We start from the raw sequence: 21,025 nt of genomic DNA on the forward strand, positions 1-21,025 counted from the left end.
GGCGGCAAGACCGGCGCCGGCATACCCGGCGATACCGGGAGGAAACAGAGCGCTGTCGGCTCACCCGACCGGAGTCACCACCGCCGCCAGCCGGTCGAACACCACCTGACCGCTGTAGCCGCCCGACACCCGGGTCTCCACCAGGTACAGGCGTTCCACGGACACCGGCTGCGCCAGGCCCTCGGGGATCGGCAGGTCGGCGCGCCGCCAGCCCTGCCAGTCCACACGCGGTCCGTACACTGCGCGCCGCTGTCCGGTGGCGTCGACCACGCGGGCCGCGATCTGCCCGCCGTTGCCGTCGCCCCGCACGTGCAGCCGCAGCTCGTGGGTGTGCCCGCCGATCGCCAGCGGCTCCGGCGGGACGGCGTAGGCGGCGCGGGTGCCCCGGGAGCCCGTGAAGTCGTAGGAGAGCGCCAGCGCGGTGCCGTCGCGGCCGGACGCGGGCGCGACGTCGGCAGTGGCCTGGGCGGCCTCGGCGGTCCAGCGCGCGGCGTCGTCGAAAGTGGTCACCACGCGACGCGCGCTGCCGACACCCACCGGCACGGAGGTGCGCAGGTCACCGACGGCGATGTCGATCTCCCCGGCTCCGGTGCCGCCCGCCGGCCGCACCCGGAACGTGCCGTCCTCGCGGGCGGTCACCTCCACCAGGCCGGTGTCGGTGCGGACGGTGGCGTCGCCCGGCTCGATGGGCACCCGGGCGCCGCCGGTCGCCGTGCCCAGCAGCGTGAACGCCGCCGTGCCCGAGGTCTCGCGGAACGCGATGCCGCTCACGCTGGCCGCGATGCTCTCCGGCGGTGGCAGCACCTCCAGGTCGATGGCACCGGCGGCGGATCCGGCGGTGGCCGTCACCCGGGCCGACGCCGGCCGGTCGGTCGCGGGCGCGGTGTAGCGGCCGTCGGCGACCGTCCCGGCGGACGCGCTCCAGCGGACGTCCGGCCCCTGAGCCTCGCCGCGCACCGGCCCGAAGCCGTCGTCGTGCGCGGTGGCCACCAGTTCGCGGGTCAGGCCGGAGAAGACGCGGTGTGGATCACCGTAGGCGCCGGAACCGGGGCCGGGGGCCGGACGCGGGTCCTGCCTCGGGCGCACCCAGAGGCCGTGCGGCTGCCCGTCGCCCTCCGGAGCGTAGACGGCCAGCCCGTTGGGGACCGCACGCTCGGCCTCCCCGGTGCGGTTCCACGTCAGCGGCTCGTGCTCACCCGGCCGGCGCGCGAGCAGGGTCGAGGATCCGCCACCGTCCAGTTCCAGGGCGTCGGCGGCCCCTGCCGCGCGGAGCCGTTCCGCCATCTCCCGCAGGGTCGCGCCACGGCTGCCGGCGTGCCGGCCGTCGGCGACGAGGATCGTCATCTCACCGCCGTCGGCGGAGAAACCGATGGCGGTCCGCGGCTGCCGGGCGGAGTCGTCCACGTCGAGGATCCGGCCGTCGCGGATCAGGACGTTGCGGCCGCCGATGGCGGTGTGCAGCGGCGGGAACGGACGACGCCCTTCGGCGCCGTCCGCGGTCAGGGAGTGCCGGACGGTGACGCGGTCGCCGACGGCCAGGCCCGCCAGGCGGTCGGCGGCCGCCTCCCGGCCGAGAAGGACGGTCTCGTCCGCGGCCACCGGTGCGCCGCCCGGACGCGACCGGACCTCGCGCACCACGCCATCGGCCAGCACGACCTCGGTGGCGCGGTCGGCACCGGCGACCGCGTCGGCGCGCGGATGGCCGCCCCAGCGGGCGGTGAACACGCCGACCCCGTCACGCGGGATCTCGTGACTGTTCAGGCGGTCGACGCGCAGCGGACCGTCGGGCAGGTCGGCGGTCCCCTCGAACAGCAGTTCCTGGACGCGGCCCACCGCGTCGGAGTCGATGGTGACCGCGTTGCCGCGGTTCGCCGTGGGGGACTTCAGCACCTCGCCGTCCTGCACGGCGCCGCCGAGCGGTGCCAGCGAGTCGCCGGCGTCGAAGAAGTCGCCGTTGACCGCCGCGACGGCCCCGGTGCTCGTGGCGTACTCGCTGACGGGAGCGGCGGCGGCGACCTCTCCGGCGTCCACGTAGCCGACCCGCGCGCCCCCGTCCAGGTCAACGGCGAGCGAGCTGAGCCGCAACGGCCCGTCGCCGCCCGTGGACTCCGAGGTCGTGAGGGTCACCCCCGGGGCGACCGGCATCGACCGCCGGGTCTCCGAGTCGGCGCCGGCCGGCGCCGCGTGCAACCCGGCCAGCAACAGCGGGACGGCGGTGAGAACGGCGGCATGGCGGAACACGTTCGACCCCTTCGGACGTCGGGCGCCGGTACCGTCCGACGGTCACCGGTGATCCCGTGGTGACTGCGCTCCGTGACGAACTCCATCGGAGTGTAAACCAGGGGTCACGCGCGCTACAGGATCGGCCCGTCGGCGTGTCCGCACTGCGGCACCGGCGGCGCCTCCGGGGTGTTCCGCGCTCCGGCGCCGCCGCGCCGGGCGCGGTCCGCCGCGCGGCGGGAGACGAGGTGAGGCGGTCGTGACGGGCTCCGGCCTCGCCGTGGACGGCGGGCACGCCAGAGGTCGGGACGCCGAGGATCCGCCCTGTCGCCGGTGGTGCCGGTGTGACCGGTGCGCGCCGCGGGACGGGCGCCCGCGGGCGGCTCCGTCAGCCGGCCGCGTCGCCCGACAGGCGGGCCGACCGCACCGCCAGGGCGCGGACCGCCCGCTCGTCGACGGTGTGGCCCAGGCCCGGCTGGGTCAGCGGGACGGGGATGATGCCGTCGTCCGAGCGCACCGGCGGCGTGACGACGTCGCGGGTGAACCAGCCGCCGGCTCCGGGGGTCTCGCTGGGCAGGGTCACCCCGGACAGCGACGCCAGTGCGACCTGCGCGGCGCGCCCGATGCCGGTCTCCTGGTCGGCCCCGCACCAGACCTGCCAGCCGGCGTCGACCGCGCGGTCGTGCGCCCGGCGCGCCGGGGTGAGGCCGCCCATGCGGGCCGGGCGCAGGTTGAGAACGCCGCCCGCCTCCAGCCGGATGGCCTCGTCGAGGTCCTCCAGGGAGCCGATCGAGGCGTCGAGCGCGACCGGGGTGCGCAGATCGCGCCGCAGGCGGGCGTGCGCGGCGAGGTCATCGGCCGGAAACGGCTGCTCGATGGCCAGCAGACCATAGCCATCGAGCGCCCGCAGCGCACCGAGGTGCGCGGGGTCCTCGGTGTAGCGGCCGTTGCCGGCCACCTGGAGCACCAGGAACGGGTACGCGTTCTGCACGGCCCGCACCGCCTCGACGTCCCACCCCGGCTCGATCTCCAGCCGGATGCGGCGGAACCCGCTGCCCACCTGCCGGTTCACCTCGAAGACCAGCGACTCCAGCGAGGGCTGCCGTGGGATGGTGACCCCCGCCGTGACGGCGGTGCGGGAGCCGCCGAGCGCGTGCGACAGCGGGGTGCCGCGCTGCCGACTCCACAGGTCCCAGCAGGCGATGTCCAGCCCGGACTCCACGGCAGGGTCGCCGGGGAGATCGTCCCAGGCGGCCGCGACGTCGGTGGGCCGCTGCCAGGCATGCCGCAGCAGCGCGGGCGCGAAGTCCCGCACGAGCGACCCCCACCGCTCGGAGTCGGCCAGGGTGATCTCGCCCCACCCGCAGGCCCCCGACGGATCGGCGACCCGCACTAGAATCCGCTCGGCGAACCGCGGCCGCCCACCGTCCGGCAGCTGCCGGGACTTGGGCTGGGCCAGCGGAAGCCGCACCCGGGTGACGTCGACGGTCGCGACGCGGGTGAGAGTCGCCGGCTCCGTGCGTGACACGCGGGCTCCGCCTCCAAGGGAACGGGGATCAGGGACTGAGGGCGCCGCCCTCAGTTCGACGGTATCCCCTCTCACCCGGCGCAACCAGCGGATCGGTCGTGGTTGTGGGAAAACCCGCTTACCCGTGAGTCACCTTCCGGTGGGAGGGATCGGGTGCAGTGCCCGCGCGCCTTCACCAGATCGAGACTCCGAAACCGGAGAAGGAAGAGACCCCCGGTCACACGCACGGAGGTCCTGAAAGGAAGGGGTGCTATTACAGACGGTCAGCCTTCACATCCCGCAGGAACGCCGCCCACTCCATCCCCGCGAACGTGAGGTGTCCGGCTTCTCGGTGCTGGCTGTCCCGGACGTCCGCGCCCTCTGCCCGCTCCCGAACCTCTACGCAGCTTGAGCCATTGGGCGAGTAGTTAGAGGTATGCCAGTCACTCATAGAGATCCTTCAGTGCTGCAAGCGAGAGATCGACAGGCAGGGAGGCCGCCAGTGCCGCCGTGAACCGGGCGCTAATGCGCTCGTGTGTGTCGGTGGACAGCGTCACACTACCGTCCTCGTAGTCACTGGTAATCACCAGATCCCCGCTCCGTAGCCGGAACAGCATGAGTGGTGTAGTGGGGACGACCAGGATTGAGCCGATCGGCACCACATGGAGCACCACCCGCCCTGTGTCGACCCACTCCAAGAGGTGCTGTGCTTGCTGCTTGGCAACCTCATCTGGCATACCCGTCACAGCCGACAGCGGAAAAACCGCGGTCACACGTTGCAGATCGGTAAGTTCGCTCAGGCGACCGCATCGCAACTTCGTGAGCCGGTCCAACTCTTCCGGTGTCGCGAGCGGTTGACCAGCGGAGAAAACGAATCGCGCGTACGCCTCGCACTGGAGGTAACCCGGCACCAGGGTCGGCGCCGCGATGGAGAGTTGCCGTGCGGCGCGTTCGATGGCGTCCAGGTCACGGGCCCACTCGGGGAGTCCGCTACCCGTGGTGGAGCGGCGCCACGCGGCGAGCAGTTTCCCGTTGGCGTCGAGCGCGGCGTCGAGGCGTTCCACGTTATCCCGTTTAGGTAGCGATCCTCCCTTCTCCCAGCGGTTGACACTGGAATGGCCGGTACCACTTCGAGTCGCCAGCTGAAGTTGCGTCAGTCCTGCCAGTTCGCGGAGTTGGGTGAGCGCTTCGGAGAACGACGAGGCGGGCATGCCTCGCACGGTAGCAACCGGATTCCACATCGGTACGGCAAATTCCAAGAAACGTTTGGAGGCTGTGGAATTGCCGTCCGCGTCTCCAACCTGGGCTTATGGAAACCGCGAGTGAACCGACGCGCCCGATTCCGAACGAGTCGGCCGCAGAGCCGATGTCGCCGCCGAGGAAAGCGGTGTGCAGCCTGATGCATTGGCTGCACGACCACGGCATCGCGCCCCTTCCCGGCCCCGTGATGTGGGCGGTGACCGCTCTCAAAGGCGGCAACCGCCACACGGTCATCCTCCGTACCGACCCCGACGGCCTGTACTGGTACCACGAGTGGGAGGCGCTCCGCCGCGGAGACGACCCCGACCATGAACGGGCGTGCCCGGCGGGTGACGAGAAGGACCTCGCACGGCGCATCGCCAACGTGCTGGCGGTTCAGGGGCCGAAGTCACCGATCTGAGGAAGCAGGATGCCCGGCCGTTCCCGGGACGGACGGGCTCCCGGAACGGCCGTACCTTCGGGCCCGCCCACCCCGACGCGACCGGTATCCGCGGCGGCCGGCGTGCCCGTGGGGCGAACGCCGGCCGCCGACGCCGTCACACCCGCCCCAGCACCTCCGCGACCGGCTGGGACTTCAGGTCGTGCGCCTCGGCCACCGCCTCGTTGGTGAGCTCCCCGCCGAACGTGTTCAGCCCGAGCGCCAGCGCCGGATCCTCCGCCAGAGCCCGCCGCCAGCCCTTGTTGGCGAGGGCGACGGCGTAGGGCAGCGTGTCCTTGGTCAGCGCGTGCGTCGAGGTGTTGGGCACCGCGCCGGGCATGTTGGCGACGCAGTAGAACACGGTGTCGTGCACCGGGAACGTCGGGTCGGCGTGCGTGGTGGGGCGGGTGTCGGCGAAGCAGCCGCCCTGGTCCACCGCGATGTCCACCAGGACCGCGCCCGGCTTCATCCGTGCGACGAGGTCGTTGCCGACCAGCTTCGGGGCCCGCGCGCCCGGGATCAGCACCGCGCCGATCACCAGATCGGCCCCCAGCACCGCCTGCTCGATCTCGAAGGCGTTGGAGGCGACCGTGCGGATCCGGCCCTGGTACAGCGCGTCGGCGTGCCGCAGCTTGTTGATGTTGAGGTCGAGCAGGGTCACCTCGGCGCCCATGCCGACGGCCACCTGCGTGGCGTTCATGCCGGACACACCGGCGCCGAGCACCGTCACCCGAGCCGGCCGGACGCCGGGAACGCCGCCCATGAGCACGCCGCGCCCGCCGTTGGGGCGCTGCAGGGTGGCGGCGCCGACCTGCGGGGCCAGCCGTCCGGCCACCTCCGACATCGGGGCGAGCAGCGGCAGCGAGCCGTCCGGCAGCTGCACCGTCTCATAGGCGATGCCGGTGACCTTGCTGCTCAGCAGCGCGTCGGTGCACGACCGGGAGGCGGCCAGATGCAGGTAGGTGAAGAGGGTCTGCCCCTCCCGCATCCGGTGGTACTCCTCGGGGACGGGCTCCTTGACCTTGAGGATCAGCTCGCCCTCGCCCCACACCTCGTCCGCGGAGCCGAGCATGCGGGCGCCCGCCGCGGTGTACTCCTCGTCGGGGATGGAGGAGCCGAGGCCGGCGCCGCGCTCGATGACGACCTCGTGGCCGTTGGTGACCAGCTCGTGGACGCCGGCGGGCGTGATCGCCACCCGGTACTCGTGGTTCTTGATCTCGCGGGGCACACCGACGCGCACGGTTCTCCTCCTCTGTGCAGGTACCCCTCCACTGTGACTCAGGTGTGCGACGACTGTCATCAGCATCGTGCCTGAGAACGCGGAGTGTTCCTGACAGGGTGTAAGCCATCCCGGCGCGGTGCCGGCCCGGACGTTGACGGGTGTTCGCCGGACCGTCGGTGGGCACGGCGCAGGACGCCGAGGAGCGGCTTGTGACGATCTGCCTGGACGCGCTTCGCGCCGCGATCCACGTCCATCCGGACGGCCGCGCCCTGCCCGGCGTGACTCCCAACGCCGGTGGCCGCGCACCGCCTCGGCCGGGATCGGCCGATCACCACCTCTCACCCCGCCCACCGCGCCGGTCCCCGGCACGACCGCCGCGCACGAGAGGACGCCCCGGTCCTGCCCACCTCCGCGATACGACTCCCACGAGCACCACCCACCCGGAGTGACGCACCGCGGCCGGCCCTGTGGGCCAGGGCGGGCCAACGCGTCTGCGCGCCCAACGCCGCAACCCGACGAACCGGCCGATCTGGGCACCGGCCACACGTTCACCGATCGCTCATGGCCACAGACTGAACCCGATCCCGCCCACCGCCTCAGGCCCGCGCGGGCAGCACCGCGCCACCCGCCCGGCGGACGCCGGGTGGGAACGGCGGCGTCTCCACCGCGACCTCCTGACCGGACACCCAGGTGGCCAGCACCTGTCCACGCAGCAGGCGCCCCGCGTACGGGCCGCCGCCGGCCGGTACCCGTTGCTCCGCGTCGGGGTCGAACGCCACCAGATCGGCGTCCCGGCCCGCGGCGATCGCGCCCTTGGCGGCGAGGCCGACCAGTTCGGCCGGTCGCTGCGCGGTCCACCCGGACAGGTCGGCCAGCCCGAATCCGCGCCGCCGCGCCGCCGTCCACAAGGCCGGCAACGTCCATCCCACGGCCGCAACGCCCGTGCCGGGCCGATGACCCGAACCGATCGACGCCACCACGCCGCCGCCCGTGCCGTCGAGCAGTGCCCGCCACAACGCGCCCCGATTGGCGTCTGAGCGGAGCGGCGGGCGGCACCGGAATTCCGGATCGGCGTCGGGCACCACCTCGGCCGGCAGACACAGGTGGTGCGGCGCGGTCTGCGCGCTCACCCGGATTCCGACGGCGTGGGCGGCGGCCAGCATGGCCGCGCACTCCGCCGCGGCGAACGGCGCGATGTGCGCCCGGCCACCGGTGACCCGGGCCGCCGCGATCACCCGCTCCAGGCCGCGGCGCTCCGCCCGTGGCGGCCGGGCGACCAGCATCGCCCCGTTGCCGGGCCCCGAGGGCTCGGTCAGTTCCGCGCCGTCCTCGGCGTGCACCACGAGCAGCGCGTCCATGGCGGCGAGCTCGGCCATCGCCTTGCGGAGCTGAGAGTCGTCCACCGCCGTGACGTCCGGGGCGCCGCCGTCGGACAGCGAGCAGTGGAAGCCGACGACCCCGGCCGCCCGCAGGTCGGCGAGGTCGGCCGGAGTGCTGCGTGGGGTCATCCCGCCGAGGAAGGCCACGTGGGTCCACCCGGCCTCCGCGACCGCCCGCAGGTGCGCCTCCAGTGCGTCGGTGCAGGTGACGGCGGGGGTGGCCGGAGCGGGGGTGACCACGATCGTCGTCACCCCGCCGGTGGCCGCGGCGGCGGTGGTCTCGGCGTAGCCCTCGACCAGGGACTGCCCGGGGCGCTGCACGCCGACGTCGATGTCCACGCAACCGGGAAGCAGGGCGGCGCCGCCCAGGTCGGCCTCCCGCCGTCCCGAGATGGCGGCGCCGTGGTCGGCGACGACCGAGATCCGCCCACTGCGCACCCCCACCGCCGCCGGACCGACGCCGTCGGGCGTGACGACCCGCTCGGAGCGGATGACGAGATCGAATTGCCGCACCTGACCTCCTTCGCCGTGTTCCCGACCGCCCGGGAAACCGGCCGCCGCGCGGCGATCGCCGCGCGGCGGCCCGTTTCCAGCAGGCGAACACTCGGGAAATGCCTGGTTCGATCGGGCGACTGTCCGGCGTCCGGGGCACCGCCGTCGCTATTGTCATCAGCATCCCCGCCCGAAGGCGGGCGACGTGTTCTCATTCTGCTCAGCCGCTCTTCGGTCCGCGGGTTTTTCGTGGGATATCCGGTCGGCGTTGCCCGCCGCGCGCCGCGGACCGTGCGCTGCCGGACTACCAGATACTCGTGGAGGTTCACGACATGCGGATGCCGAGCCCCCGCCTGTGGGCACCCCCGGCCGTGGCCGGGGCGGTCGGCGTCGCGGTCCTGGGGGTGCTGGTCGCCAACGGGACGGTCGACTGGATCGCGGGCGTCCAACTCCTCGCGCTGTGGGGGCTGGCGCTGGCCGTCGGACTGCTGCTCCTCGTGGTGCGGCGGATCAGCCGCAACATGGACCGGCTCGGCCGTCGGCTGGAGAAGTACCACAAGTCGGCCGCCAGCGAGGGCGGGATCGCCCAGCGGCTGGAGTCGATGCACCGGATGCTGCGCCTCGTCCGCGACAACGACGTGCCCTCCCTGCACGCCGACGCCCGCCAGCTGGGCAGCAAGCTCATGGAGGAGCAGCGCGGCCGGTTCGACCGCCTCACCAAGCACGTCACCGAGCAGGGCCGCCGCGACTACCAGCAGCAGGTCGCCGAGCGCGAGCTGCGGGAGTTCATCGCCCCGGACCGCTTCATGCCCGCGCTACGCGGCTGGGCCGCCTCGCCCGACGTGCTGTGCGTACTGGTCGAGAAGATCCGCGAGCGCCGCCCCGGCCTGGTGGTGGAGTGCGGCAGCGGGGCGTCCAGCGTGTGGCTCGGCCTCGCCCTGCGCCGGGTCGGCGAGGGTCGGCTGGTCGCCCTGGAGCACGACGAACGCTACGCCGAACTCTCCCGCGACCTCGTCGCCGCACACGGCCTGTCCGACGTGGTGGAGGTCCGCTACGCCCCGCTGCGCCCGTGGTCCCCGAAAGACCCGGAGGGCGAGGAAGAGGCCCAGTCGCAGCCCTGGTACGACCTGGACGCGATCGCCGACCTCACCGACATCGACCTCCTCTTCGTCGACGGCCCCCCAGGAGGCACCGCCCGCCTGGCCCGCTACCCCGCCGGCCCGGTCCTGCTGCCGCGCTGCTCGCCCCGTGCCGTGGTGGTGCTGGACGACACCGTCCGCACCGCCGAACAGGAGACGAGCGACCGCTGGCTGGCCGACCACCCCGGATTCGACCGCGTGAAGGTCGAGACGGAGAAGGGGACGCACGTCCTCACGCGGAAGTAGGACCGCGCGCACTCGCGCGGGGGCGGCGATGTGGTGCCGGGAGCCGTATCCTGGGGCGTCGGAGTAGGTTGCCGAATGGTAACGGTCCCGAGGAAGTGCAGGTCGCGAAGGTGAGCCCCGCGTGGGTGGGGCTCACTGCGGCCCGTTCGGTGTTCACGTTGATCTTCCCGATCCACCCCGCACCCGGGGGATGGCGTCACGACTTCTGACAGCCGTACCGCGCACGCTAAGTCGGCTGCTTCCCCGGTCGGCAGCGCGCGGAGCGGCTGTGTCCGGGGCGTCGAAGTATCGAGTCTCAGGTGCGGGTGTCGGTTGGTCGGCGTCGCCCAGGAGCCTGGGATGGCGAGTCGGTATTCCGCTCCGTCCACGTCAACGTCGCTGAGGGTGAGGCTTGGTTCTCCTGGGCTGGCTGAGTCACCGTTCATTGGGAAAGTGGTCGAAAACGCGACTCCGCGCTGATAACGTCGCAGGTCAGCAAGAGTGCTCCCCGCACACGCGGGGATGGCCCCCACCCCCCGATCGGAGACCCGGAGCCGCCGTGGTGCTCCCCGCACACGCGGGGATGGCCCCCGCCGTCAGACCGTCGCGACGCCACAGCGCCGGTGCTCCCCGCACGCGCGGGGATGGTCCCACCCGAGACAAAGAGGACCCGACCGAAGCACCGTGCTCCCCGCACGCGCGGGGATGGTCCCTTCGCCGCGACCGAGACCGAGATCCTGGAGCGCTCCCCGCACGGGCGGGGATGGACCCAGGGCAAGAGCGCCCGCGAATTCGGCCACCGGCGTGAGCCCCGCATGGGGGATGGACCGATGACGGTGTCGCCGAGGTCGACGTCGACGCCGTGAGCCCCTATGGGCGGAGCCGGCCAGGCGCCCTTGAGCGGCGCGTATCGCGAGCCGGTGACGTCCCGGTGGGGTGCAATGAATCCGTTGCGCTCGACCTGTCCGTCCGGAAACGGGGCCTTGGCACCCCGGCGCTGTGGGCGCGGATACGTCCCACCGTCGTTGAGGATTGCCGCACGAAGTTCCATTTCAGAGAGCCCGATGGGGCCGGCCCCTGGAAGGTTCGCCCTCACGAGATTCGCGCTGTCGAGACGCGTTCCCCGTAGATCGGCGCCCTCAAGATCGGCCTCCCCAAGGTCGGGGCCGCGCAGGTTCGTTCTCCGACGATCGACCGGATGGGGCTCTGGACGTTGCGGACGGCGGGCGATCACGGTCAGTGCCGCCTGAACGTCGGCCGAGGGCGCGCATCAGACTTCCCCGGTCGGGCCGGTCCGGGCTCCCGGTCGGCGGGTGCATCCACCGCGCCCGCTCCCACGAACCGTCCTCCGGGGCGATACCGTCGGCCGGTGCGTTCTCCCGGACGAAGGAGACCAGCACCTCCACCTCGGACTCCCGCGGCCGTGCCGCCCGCCGCCTGCGACAAGGTCTGACGTACCGCGTTGACCGCCGCCGCCTCGTCCTTGTCCGGCTTGTCCGGCAGCCGCCGCACCCACCGGTGGTGCCCGGCCCCGTCCCATCCCCAGGGCTCGCATGCACGGCATTCCGGCATCCGGTCACCTGAGCCCCGTCCCGGGACGCGGTCCTGGCACCGGGACGGCCGCAACCGGCCATGGGGACGACGTCCTCTCCGCCGCTCGCGTGGCCGCCGCCTCTCCCGCGCCTCCGCGGCGTACGCTCCTCGTGGGCCCGGCTGGCGGCGGGGATCGGGCGGCGCGCCGCGTTGTCAGGGCAAGTCCGACACGTTGTAGTAGGTCGTCTACTCTGGACCGAGGTGGTGTCCGCGCTGGACCTGATGCACCTGTTGTTCGGTGACGCGGCAGCCGAGATCGTCCCCTGGCTGTGGGGCGGGCTCGGCGTGCTGGTCGGCGCGGGGGCCGCGGTTGCCGTCATCCGGCGGCAACGTCAACGGCAGTGACCATGACCACACTGGAGCGGCACGCGTGGCTTCCCCCGTTACCCGCGAGAGCGAACCCCGGCGGCACGAGGGGACGGGCGCCGTCGTCCAGACGGCGGTCGTGTCCGTCGCCGTCTGCCTCATCGCGCTGATCATCGCCTTGGTCGCCGGGGGAGCGGTGACCGCCCAGGTCATTCCAGGGCTGCCCGACGCCGGCATGCTCACGCGGTGGGGGCTGCCCGTCACGAAGACCGCGCTGGACGTGTTCGCCACGCTCACCCTCGGCGCGCTGCTGCTCTCCGCCGTGCTGCTGCCCTCGGACCGCGGCCGGCTCGGCGGGCAGGCGGAGCGGTACGTGCGCGCCGCCTCCTGGCTGGCGCTCGGCTGGGCCGCCGCCGCCGGGGCCACGCTCGTCTTCCAGCTTTCCGACCTGCTCGGTCTGCCCGCGGGCGAGGTCATCGGCGACCAGCTCACCAGCTTCGCCGGATCGGTCCCCCAGGGTATCGGGCTGATGCTGGTCATCCTGGTCTCGACCGCGGTGGCGCTGCTCGGGCGCACCGTGGCGTCGGCCGCTGGCGCGCTCGGGCTGCTGGGTCTCACGCTCGTCGGGATCGTGCCGCCCGCGCTCACCGGGCACTCGTCGTCGGCGCCCAACCACGACCTCGCGACCACGGGTCTGGCGCTGCACGTGCTCGCCGTCTCGGTGTGGGTCGGCGGGCTGGCGCTCGTGGCGTACCACGCGCTGCGGGCCGGTGGGGAGCAACTGCCGGTGGTCGCGGACCGCTTCAGCCGTATCGCGCTGTGGGCCTACATCGGGGTGGCGATCGGCGGCGTGGCCAGCGCGGCCAGTCGGCTGTACTCGGTGAGCGACCTGTACACCACCTCCTACGGCGTCCTCATGATGGTCAAGGCGGCGCTGTTCCTCGCGCTCGGCTACGTCGGGTGGCTGCACCGCCGACGCACCGTCCCCGCGCTCACCGACGGCGGAGGGCGTGGTCTCTTCGTGCGCCTCGTGGTCGTGGAGATCGTCGTCATGTCGGCCGTCATGGGGCTGGCGGCGGCCCTCAGCCGCACCGCGCCGCCGCCCCCGCTGGACGGCACGTTCGACCCGGTGCGCGAACTGCTCGGCTTCCCGCTCCCGCCGCCCATCTCCGCCGGCCCGCTGCTGACCCTCTGGCGCCCCGACCTCTTCTACATCCTGCTCGTCGTGGTGCTCGGCGGGCTCTACACCGCGGGGGTCGTGCGGCTGCTGCGGCGCGGCGACCGCTGGCCGTGGGGCCGCGCCGTTGCGTGGTACGCGGGCCTGCTCACCATCGTCGCGACGAAGCTCTCCGGGGTCGCCACCTACGCGATGGTGCTGTTCAGCACGCACATGGTGCAGCACATGGTGCTGTCGATGCTGACCCCCATCCTGCTGGTGCTCGGCGCGCCGGCCACTCTGGCGCTGCGCGCGCTCCGGCCCGCCGCGCGGCGCGGCGACCGTGGCCCCCGCGAGTGGCTGACGCTCTTCCTGAACAGCCGGTTCTCCCATTTCGTGACGCACCCGGGCTTCGCCACGCCGGTGTTCGTGGTCAGCACCTACGCGCTGTACTTCACGCCGCTGTTCGGCACGCTCATGAGCAGCCACCTCGGGCACCTGGCGATGAGCGTGCACTTCCTGCTCGCCGGCTTCCTCTTCTACTGGATCATGATCGGTGTCGACCCGGCGCCGCGGAAGATCCCCTACCTGCTGCGCATCGTGCTGCTGCTGCTCGTGATGGGCCTGCACGCGTTCTTCGGTATCGCGATCATGATGCAGAGCGCGCCGATCGGCATGGAGTACTACGGCCAGTTCGACGTGCCGTGGCGGTCCAGCATCGCGGAGGACCAGTACGCCGGGGGCGGCGTGGCGTGGGCGGTGGGCGAGCTGCCGACCCTGCTGGTGCTGATCACGCTGGTCGTGCAGTGGTCGCGGGACGAGGAGCGGGCCGAACGGCGCCGGGAGCGGCACAGCCGCCGGGACGGCTCCGACGACGCCGACATGGACGCCTACAACGCTTACCTCCAGCGCCTGGACGACCACGCCCGCAAGAACGGCTAGGGGCCGGAATGCAAGGGGCACGGCCGCAGGCGCGGCCGTGCCCGAGAGCGTGCGATCCGTCCGCCGTCGTCCGTGGTGCCCGGGTGAAGGGCCGCGGGAGGGCCGGGAGTTCGGCGGCCTGCCGGGTTCGTGGCGGACGGCCGGCCCGGGACGGGGCTAGCCCAGAATCATTCCGGCACCGGCGGTGAGCAGGGCGAGCACCGCGCACACGGCGAGCGCTGCCGCCGCCAGGCCCGCGAACGTCCAGGTGCCCGCGACGCGGCGCACCGAGCCGGGTGAGACGCGGAGCAGCAGCGGGGTCATCGCGAGGTTGACGACGTAGCCGACCGCGATGACGCCGAATGCGGTGAGGAACGCGCCCCCGAAGCCGGGGGAACCGGGCAGCGCGGCGACGGCCAGCACCGGCAGGACCACGAACACCGCGAGCATGACCGCGACGACCAGCCCGCGTGCCCCCTTCGATCGGTCGGATATCCGCGAGACCATCAGCAGGCCCATGAGCGCCGCCGTCATGACGGCGCCCGCGATTCCGAACACGGCGATGTTGACCAGCGCATCCACCCGGACATTCTCCCATCGCCGCGCGGGTGCCTCCGCCGGGGCGCCCGCGCGGCCATGGGAAGGGGCCGGGCGGCTAGAGCGGCGCCAGCAGGGCGGCGGAGTAGACCGCCGGACAGGTCAGCACGCGCATGGCCGGGCCGTGGACCGGTGCCGGAACGGACTGGAAGTGGATGCCGTCCAGCCTGCCGGCGCGGGCCCGGTCCAGGACCAGCAGGGAGGCGGCGCCGGGCACGACGGCGGACGGGCCGCCGCAGCTCCCGGCGGTGAGCAGCCGCCGCCAGCGGCGCTCGTGGGTGCGGAAGCTGTGCGCGGTCACCATCCGGCCCCGGACCAGCTGGCCGACCCGGGCGGCCGTGGGGTCCACGTCGAGGAGCAGCAGGTGCACCTCGACGCGCCGGAGCCGGCAGTAGCCACCGAGCAGCAGCCGCACCGCCCGCCGGGTCGCCGAGTCGTGAACGATGACCGGGCCGCCGGAGCGCAGCGCGGCGATGACCCGGCAGTAGTGCATGACGTGCACGACCCACCGCCAGGCGGGGTAGGGCAGCCGGCGCAGCCATGGGGTCAGCCGGTTGCGTGACGCCTGGGAGTCCACGACCCGCACGCCGTCGGCCGCGAGCACCGTGTGCTCCTCGGTCCCGGTCAGGCCGTAGAGCCGGGCCAGCAGGGTGCTCTTTCCGGCGCCGGGGATGCCCCCGAGCAGCAGCAGAGAGCGGGCCGGGTACCGCAGGATGTCGGTGGACCGGCTCGGGGATGTCGTCCGCTCCGAGGCGGGGGGCAGTGTCTGCATCACCTCTAATCTGTACCGGCTGGATAAGGGGCGCCTAAACGCCCTCGTCAACCGGACCACTCGCCATGAACCGGGCGGAGCCTGGTCAGGACGGTTCGGGTTCCTGGCGGCCGGAACACGGTCGCCGGGCGCGCGCAATCGGGTCCGGCCGCCCTTTTCGGAGCGCCGCATTGACGTTTTCGGGATAATGACGCACGGTGATCATATCGGCGAACGTGATCACGCTATGCAGTCGGACGGTGTGTCGCCAGGGGAGCGACCTCGCGTTATACACAGCCGTCGCGACACCCTGTGGATATCCCCGGTCACCCTCCGCGGCTACCGCCCCGCCACTCCGTATTATCGGAACCGTTACCCGAGGGCCATTCCCGCCGGAAGTGCGATTCCGTTGATCACCGCGAATTCCCGGGAAGGTGCGGGCGCATCGGACGTTCTCCGGGGGCGTTCCGAAATTCCGCCGTCGACGGTCCCTCGCCGTCGGTCCCGCCGTGCGTCGCGGGCTGGACCGGCCGGGCCGAAGCGAGTTATCCACAGGTCGACATCGGCGTGTTATGTGCGGCTTCTCGCTGCTGTTCGCGTGCCACTCGCGCGTTCCGGGCCGGTTCCGGCGCACCCAATCCCGTTACGGACATCGCCGGAGCGCCCAAGGGCGTGTCCCGGCCGCCGCGAACGTGTCCGGAGCGGCGAAGGAGGCGTACGTCCCGCCGGCCAGTGCCTTCACCTTCGCCATGTCCACCCGGGCGTCGCCCGGGACGACGGCGAGGACGTGGCGCTTCGCCCACTTGCCGGTCCGCAACATGACCACGATGCACTTGGCCGCCGCTTGGGCGACCGGATGCCCGCGCAGGGCGCTGACCGCCTCGGTGCGTCCCTCGGGGGCGTGATCCTCCTTGTCGACCGCGCGGCCGGCGCCCGGGAACCCGGCACCGCCCGCGCCGAGCCGGTAACGTGCTCGGTGCTGCTGGGTTGGCGGTCCGGGCGCCGGGCGCGCGGCTGACGAGGGGAGCGACATGCGGGACGGGGTGCCGCGGTGAGGATTCTGCACACGTCCGACTGGCACCTGGGCAGGTCGTTCCACCGCGAGAGCCTGATCGGCGCGCAGGCGGCCTTCATCGACCACCTCGTCGAGACGATCCGCGCCGAACGCGTGGACGTGGTGGCCGTGGCCGGCGACCTGTACGACCGCGCGCTGCCGCCGATCGACGCCGTCCGGCTGTTCGGCGAGGCGCTGGCGCGGATCCGCGACACCGGCGCCCGCGCCGTGCTCATCAGCGGCAACCACGACTCCATGGTGCGCCTGGCCTACGCCGCCGAACTCATCGACACGTCCGGTGTCCACTTGCGCAGCTCCCTCGACACCGTGGGGCGCCCGGTCCTCGTGGACGACGAGCACGGCCCGGTCGCCTTCTACGGCATCCCCTACCTCGAACCCGAGATCGTCCGGCACCACTGGGACCTCCCGGACCGCAGCCACGCCACGGCGCTCGGTCACGCCATGGAGCTCGTCCGCTCGGACCTCGCCACCCGGCCGGCCGGCGTGCGCTCCGTCGTGCTGTCGCACGCGTTCGTGGTCGGCGGTGAGCCGTCCGACAGCGAGCGCGACATCACCGTGGGCGGCGCCGCGCACGTGCCCGCCGGCGTCTTCGACGGCGTCGACTACGTCGCCCTCGGCCACCTGCACGGCGCGCAGCGGATGGCCGCCGGGGTCCGCTACTCGGGCTCGCCGCTGGCCTACTCCTTCTCCGAGGAACACCACGTCAAGGGCTCCTGGCTGGTGGAACTGTCCGCCGACGGGCTGTCCGGCGCGGAGTTCGTCCCCGCTCCCGTCCCGCGCCGGATCGCCCGCATTCGCGGCCGGATCGACGACCTGCTCGCGGCGCCCGAGTGGGAGCGCTACACCGGCCACTGGCTGCAGATCACCCTGACCGACCCGGTCCGTCCGGGTTTCCCCATGGACCGGCTGCGCGAGCGCTTCCCGCACGCCCTGCACCTGGACTTCGCGCCCGAGGGCGGCCCGGCCGACGACGGCGTGAGCTGGGCCGAGCGCATCGCCGAGCGGTCCGACCCCGACCTGGTCCTGGACTTCGTCGGCTGGGCGCGCGGCACCGCCGCCACCCCGGCCGAGCGCCGGCTGATCCAGACGGCCTTCGAACGGCTCCGGGCGCGGGAGGCCGGCCGTTGAGCCCGGGCCGGCCGTCCCGGGCGGCCCGCCCGGCCGCGGCCCGGCGGCGTGGACCCGCGCGGCGGCCCTTCACGCCCAGAGCCGCCGGAGACCGGACCCGCGAACCGTCCCGTCCACCCCGCGAGGAGGAGTAGCCCCCCATGCGACTGCACTCCCTGACCGTGCAGGCGTTCGGTCCGTTCGGCGGCACCGCGTCCGTCGACTTCGACGCGCTCAGCGCCGGCGGGCTGTTCCTCATCCACGGCCCCACCGGCGCCGGTAAGACCTCCGTGCTGGACGCCGTGTGCTTCGCCCTGTACGGCCACGTGCCCGGCGCCCGGGAGTCGGCGCGGTCGCCGCGCAGCAACCACGCGCCGCCCGACCGTGAGCCGCTGGTGACCCTGGAGGCGACGATCCGCGGCCGGCGGCTGCGGTTCCGGCGCTCGCCGCAGTGGGAACGCCCCAAGAAGCGCGGTGCCGGCACCACGCAGGAGAAGGCGCGGGTGGTCGTCACCGAACGGGTCGCCGGAGAGTGGCGCGGCGTCACGAACCGGCTGGACGAGGCCGGTCAGCTCGTGGACGACCTCCTCGGGCTGAGCCTCGCCCAGTTCTGCCAGATCGTGCTGCTGCCGCAGGGGGAGTTCGCCCGGTTCCTGCGCGCCGGGGCGAAGGAGCGCCGGGAATCGCTGCAACGGCTCTTCGACACCGGGGTGTTCGCCGACGTGGAGTCGTGGTTGATCGAGCACGCGCGCTCGCTCGGCCGCGCCGCCGGGGAGGCCGAAGCGGAGGTCGGCCGGGTGGCCGACCTCGTCGCCGAGTTCGGGGGCGGACCGCGGCCGGACCCCGACGACACCGAGCTCGACGCGCTCGTGCCGTGGGCGGCCGAACTCGCCGTCGTCACCGCGGCCACCGCGCGCGACGCCGCCGAGGTCGCCGCCGGGCTGACCGCCGAACGCGACCGCGCCCGCGCCGCCCTCGACCGGGCGCGCGAAACGGGCGAGCGGCAGCGCCGGTACGCCGAGGCCGCACACCGCGCGGCGGCCCTGCACGAGCGGACGGCCGAGCGCGCCGCGATCGACGCCGAGCTGGCCGCCGCCGAACGCGCGGCGTCGGTCCTGCCGCTGCTGTACGCGGTCGAGCACCGCCGCCGCCAGCTGGAGAAGGCCGAGCTGGCCGCCTCCGAGCGCCGGGCCCTCGTCGGCCGGCTCGCCGATGTCCCGGACCTCCCCGGCACCGGGGACACCACGACTCAGGACGTCCTGGCGGCGTTCGGCGCCGCCGAGCGGGACCGCCGTGACGAGGTCGCCCGCCTGGCCCAGCTCCGTGACGACGCCGACCGGCTGCGCGCGCTGCGCGAGGAGGCGGCGGCACTGGCCGACCGGATCGCGGCCACGGACCGCGACCTGGCCGGCACCCGGCGGCTGCTGGCCGCGCTGCCCGGCCTGCGGGCGGCGATCGACGACGAGCTCGCCGCCGCCCGTGAGCGGGCGGCCGGCCGGGACGCCGCGGTCGACGCGCTCGACCTCGCCCAGTCCCGGCTGGCCGCCGCCCGCGCCTGCGACGAGCTGCGCGACCAGGCCGCCGCGGCCGAGCGGGCGCGCGTCCGCGCCACCGACGAGGCCCAGGCGGCACTGGACACGCTGCTCGCCGTCCGGCGCCGCCGCATCGAGGGCATGGCGGCCGAACTCGCCGCCGCGCTCACGGCCGGTGCCGCGTGCCCGGTGTGCGGGTCGGTCGAGCATCCCCGGCCGGCCGACGGCGGCGCCCGCCCACCCTCGGCCGACGAGGAGGAGGCGGCCCAGCGGGTCTGCGACACCGCGCAGGAGCGGCGGAGCCGCGCCGAGGCGGCCGTCGCCGCGGTGACCGAGCGGCTTTCGGCGGCCGCCGCCACCGCCGGGGAGCTGACGGTCACGGAGGCCGAGGCGCTGGTGCGCACCCGGGAGGAGGCGCTCGCCGAGATCGACGCGGCCACGGGAGCCGTGCGCCGGCTGACGGACCGGCTCGCCGAACTCGACGCCGCCGCCGAGGAGACCCGCGCCCGCGAAGCGCGGCTGGCCCGGGAGGGCGCCGAACTCGGCGAGCGCCGCACCGCGCGCGAAGAGGAGGCGCACGAGCTCGCCGAGCGGCTGGACGCCGCGCGCGGCGCCGACCCCGACATCGCCGCGCGGGCCGCCCGGCTCGGTGCGGAAGCCGACCTGCTCGCCTCGGCGGCCGAGGCGCTTCGCCAGCGCGACGCCGCCGTCGGGGAACTGCGGTCGGCGGAGCGTGAGGCGGCGCGGGCCCGGGACGAGGCCGGGTTCGGCGGCGACGAGGCGGTGCGCCTGGCCGAGCGGACCGAGACGCAGCGCCGGTCGCTCCGCGAGCGGGCGCGCGGCTACGACGACGAACTGGCCGCCGCCCGCGCCATCCTCGCCGACCCCGACCTCACCGCCGCCAGCGAACTGCCCGCCCCCGACCTCGACGGCGCGGTGGCCGCGCTCCGGGCGGCCGAGGCGGCGGCCGAGAGCGCGGTGGCCTGGCGGGACCGCCTGGCCGGCCGGGCGGCGCGCCTCGCCGAGCTGCGCGCCGAACTGGCCGACCGGCTGGCCGCGTCCCGGCCGGCGCGGCAGCGGCACGCCGTCGCCGACGGCCTGGCCCGGCTCGCCGCCGGCACCTCCGGTGACAACCGCGAGAACGTGCGGCTCTCCTCCTACGTGCTCGCCGCCCGCCTGGAGCAGGTCGTCGCGGCGGCCAACGACCGCCTGGCGGTGATGTCGGGGGGACGCTACGAGCTCCGGCACACCGTCGACAAGGCGGCCGGCGACCGGTCCCGCTCCGGCGGCGGCCTCGGCCTGCGCGTCCTCGACTCCTGGACCGGCCAGGACCGCGACCCGGCGACGCTGTCCGGCGGCGAGACGTTCGTCGGCTCGCTCGCGCTGGCCCTCGGCCTCGCCGACGTCGCCGGTCAGGAGGCGGGCGGCACCGACATCGGCACCCTGTTCGTGGACGAGGGCTTCGGCACCCTGGACGAGGACACCCTGGACGAGGTGCTGGGCGTGCTGGACGACCTGCGCGACGGCGGGCGCGCGGTCGGGGTGGTCAGCCACGTGGCGGACCTGCGGACCCGGATCTCCACCCGGCTGAAGGTGATCAAGACGAACTCGGGGTCCCGGCTGGAGCAGACCGGGTGACAGACGGTTCCTGACGTCGGGCCATGGCGGCCCGCACCCGCAGGGGCGGTGGCACCTCATCATCCCACCGCCCCGTTGTCCGCGCGGCTCGGGCGCGGGGACGATCAGCGCTCGTCGACCCCAACGGCGCCGACCCCGCTGCCGCCGCCGCATTTACCGCTGGAGGTGGCCCTCTGCCCGGGCGCGACGGTGGCCCAGTTTCCATGGGTGTCCGGCCACCAGCCGCAGGTGATCACGGCCCGGAAGGTGCGGGACTGTTTGGTGGGGTTGTGGCAGGTGACGCTGGCGAAGCGCCCGTCGATGCGGTCACTGCACCGCAGCACCCGTGCCTCGGCGGGCAGCGGGGCGATCAGCGTCGCGCCCAGCGCCGTGGCGGTGAGAGCGACGGTGATGCGCCACCGCCGCGGCGTGACGACGCTGTGGTAGGTGCGGGTCAACACGGCCTCCTGTGTCGTGAGCAGGGGGTTTCACTTTCCGTGTGATTCCC

At 73.8% G+C, this 21,025-nt stretch carries 16 protein-coding genes, 1 pseudogene and 1 CRISPR repeat array; of the genes and pseudogenes, 6 read left to right on the forward strand and 11 right to left on the reverse strand.

Going from position 1 to position 21,025, the window contains the following annotated elements:
- Positions 1–60: 60 nt before the first annotated feature.
- From ACFQRF_RS23350 to ACFQRF_RS23365, 4 genes are all read right to left on the reverse strand, one after another.
- Entirely contained in the window at positions 61–2,241 is a 2,181-nt protein-coding gene (locus tag ACFQRF_RS23350; RefSeq protein ID WP_379873318.1) for a phosphodiester glycosidase family protein, read from the reverse strand.
- Positions 2,242–2,608: 367 nt separating this feature from the next.
- Complete coding sequence (locus tag ACFQRF_RS23355; RefSeq protein ID WP_379873319.1) at positions 2,609–3,748, reverse strand: enolase C-terminal domain-like protein; 1,140 nt, start codon at positions 3,746–3,748, stop codon at positions 2,609–2,611.
- 253 nt (positions 3,749–4,001) lie between these two features.
- The gene (locus tag ACFQRF_RS23360; protein WP_379873320.1) at positions 4,002–4,178 is read right to left on the reverse strand and encodes a DUF397 domain-containing protein; all 177 of its coding nucleotides are present in this window, start codon (positions 4,176–4,178) and stop codon (positions 4,002–4,004) included.
- Positions 4,171–4,938 (reverse strand): helix-turn-helix domain-containing protein, encoded by a 768-nt coding sequence (locus ACFQRF_RS23365; RefSeq protein WP_379873321.1) that lies wholly within the window; start codon positions 4,936–4,938, stop codon positions 4,171–4,173. The genes ACFQRF_RS23360 and ACFQRF_RS23365 overlap by 8 nt, the downstream gene beginning before the upstream one ends.
- A gap of 176 nt (positions 4,939–5,114) precedes the next feature.
- Between ACFQRF_RS23365 and ACFQRF_RS23370 the strand changes: the two genes are divergently transcribed.
- Positions 5,115–5,387: a hypothetical protein gene (locus ACFQRF_RS23370; RefSeq protein ID WP_379873322.1), complete on the forward strand. Its 273-nt coding sequence runs from the start codon at positions 5,115–5,117 to the stop codon at positions 5,385–5,387.
- A gap of 136 nt (positions 5,388–5,523) precedes the next feature.
- Here the strand turns inward: ACFQRF_RS23370 and ald are convergent, their stop codons facing one another.
- Positions 5,524–6,645 (reverse strand): alanine dehydrogenase, encoded by a 1,122-nt coding sequence (gene ald, locus ACFQRF_RS23375; protein WP_379873323.1) that lies wholly within the window; start codon positions 6,643–6,645, stop codon positions 5,524–5,526.
- A gap of 578 nt (positions 6,646–7,223) precedes the next feature.
- A complete protein-coding gene (locus ACFQRF_RS23380; protein WP_379873324.1) occupies positions 7,224–8,519 on the reverse strand; it encodes an amidohydrolase family protein in 1,296 nt (431 codons plus the stop codon).
- 311 nt (positions 8,520–8,830) lie between these two features.
- Between ACFQRF_RS23380 and ACFQRF_RS23385 the strand changes: the two genes are divergently transcribed.
- Positions 8,831–9,883 (forward strand): class I SAM-dependent methyltransferase, encoded by a 1,053-nt coding sequence (locus ACFQRF_RS23385; RefSeq protein WP_379873325.1) that lies wholly within the window; start codon positions 8,831–8,833, stop codon positions 9,881–9,883.
- A 480-nt stretch (positions 9,884–10,363) separates the two neighbouring features.
- A CRISPR array of direct repeats spans positions 10,364–10,633; the repeat unit is 29 nt; unit sequence GTGCTCCCCGCACGCGCGGGGATGGTCCC.
- Positions 10,634–10,955: 322 nt separating this feature from the next.
- Here ACFQRF_RS23385 and ACFQRF_RS27720 read toward each other — a convergent pair.
- Positions 10,956–11,096, reverse strand: a pseudogene (locus tag ACFQRF_RS27720) (pentapeptide repeat-containing protein); the annotation flags it as partial.
- Between the two features lie 560 nt (positions 11,097–11,656).
- On the opposite strand from ACFQRF_RS27720, the gene ACFQRF_RS23390 reads away from it, so the two are divergent.
- Both ACFQRF_RS23390 and ACFQRF_RS23395 read left to right on the forward strand, forming a co-directional pair.
- The gene (locus ACFQRF_RS23390; protein WP_379873326.1) at positions 11,657–11,800 is read left to right on the forward strand and encodes a hypothetical protein; all 144 of its coding nucleotides are present in this window, start codon (positions 11,657–11,659) and stop codon (positions 11,798–11,800) included.
- A 25-nt stretch (positions 11,801–11,825) separates the two neighbouring features.
- Positions 11,826–13,859 (forward strand): bifunctional copper resistance protein CopD/cytochrome c oxidase assembly protein, encoded by a 2,034-nt coding sequence (locus ACFQRF_RS23395; RefSeq protein WP_379873327.1) that lies wholly within the window; start codon positions 11,826–11,828, stop codon positions 13,857–13,859.
- Between the two features lie 156 nt (positions 13,860–14,015).
- On the opposite strand, the gene ACFQRF_RS23400 is transcribed toward ACFQRF_RS23395, so the two are convergent.
- The 3 genes from ACFQRF_RS23400 to ACFQRF_RS23410 all read right to left on the reverse strand — a co-directional run bounded on the left by ACFQRF_RS23400 (position 14,016) and on the right by ACFQRF_RS23410 (position 16,219).
- On the reverse strand, positions 14,016–14,420 hold the full coding sequence (locus ACFQRF_RS23400) for a hypothetical protein (protein ID WP_379873328.1): 405 nt from the start codon (positions 14,418–14,420) through the stop codon (positions 14,016–14,018).
- Positions 14,421–14,493: 73 nt separating this feature from the next.
- Entirely contained in the window at positions 14,494–15,207 is a 714-nt protein-coding gene (locus ACFQRF_RS23405) for an AAA family ATPase (protein ID WP_379873329.1), read from the reverse strand.
- A gap of 622 nt (positions 15,208–15,829) precedes the next feature.
- Positions 15,830–16,219 carry a YbaK/EbsC family protein gene (locus ACFQRF_RS23410; protein WP_379873330.1) on the reverse strand — a complete coding sequence of 130 codons (390 nt, stop codon included), beginning with the start codon at positions 16,217–16,219 and terminating at the stop codon, positions 15,830–15,832.
- Between the two features lie 18 nt (positions 16,220–16,237).
- Here ACFQRF_RS23410 and ACFQRF_RS23415 point away from each other — a divergent pair, with 18 nt between their 5' ends.
- Both ACFQRF_RS23415 and ACFQRF_RS23420 read left to right on the forward strand, forming a co-directional pair.
- Positions 16,238–17,389 (forward strand): exonuclease SbcCD subunit D, encoded by a 1,152-nt coding sequence (locus tag ACFQRF_RS23415; RefSeq protein ID WP_379873331.1) that lies wholly within the window; start codon positions 16,238–16,240, stop codon positions 17,387–17,389.
- Between the two features lie 140 nt (positions 17,390–17,529).
- Positions 17,530–20,538, forward strand: coding sequence for an AAA family ATPase (locus ACFQRF_RS23420; protein WP_379873332.1), 3,009 nt, complete (start codon positions 17,530–17,532; stop codon positions 20,536–20,538).
- A 104-nt stretch (positions 20,539–20,642) separates the two neighbouring features.
- Here ACFQRF_RS23420 and ACFQRF_RS23425 read toward each other — a convergent pair whose 3' ends face one another.
- Positions 20,643–20,975, reverse strand: coding sequence for a hypothetical protein (locus tag ACFQRF_RS23425; protein ID WP_379873333.1), 333 nt, complete (start codon positions 20,973–20,975; stop codon positions 20,643–20,645).
- Positions 20,976–21,025 lie beyond the last annotated feature (50 nt).

Source organism: Marinactinospora rubrisoli (assembly GCF_042664915.1).
Taxonomy (GTDB): domain Bacteria; phylum Actinomycetota; class Actinomycetes; order Streptosporangiales; family Streptosporangiaceae; genus Marinitenerispora; species Marinitenerispora rubrisoli.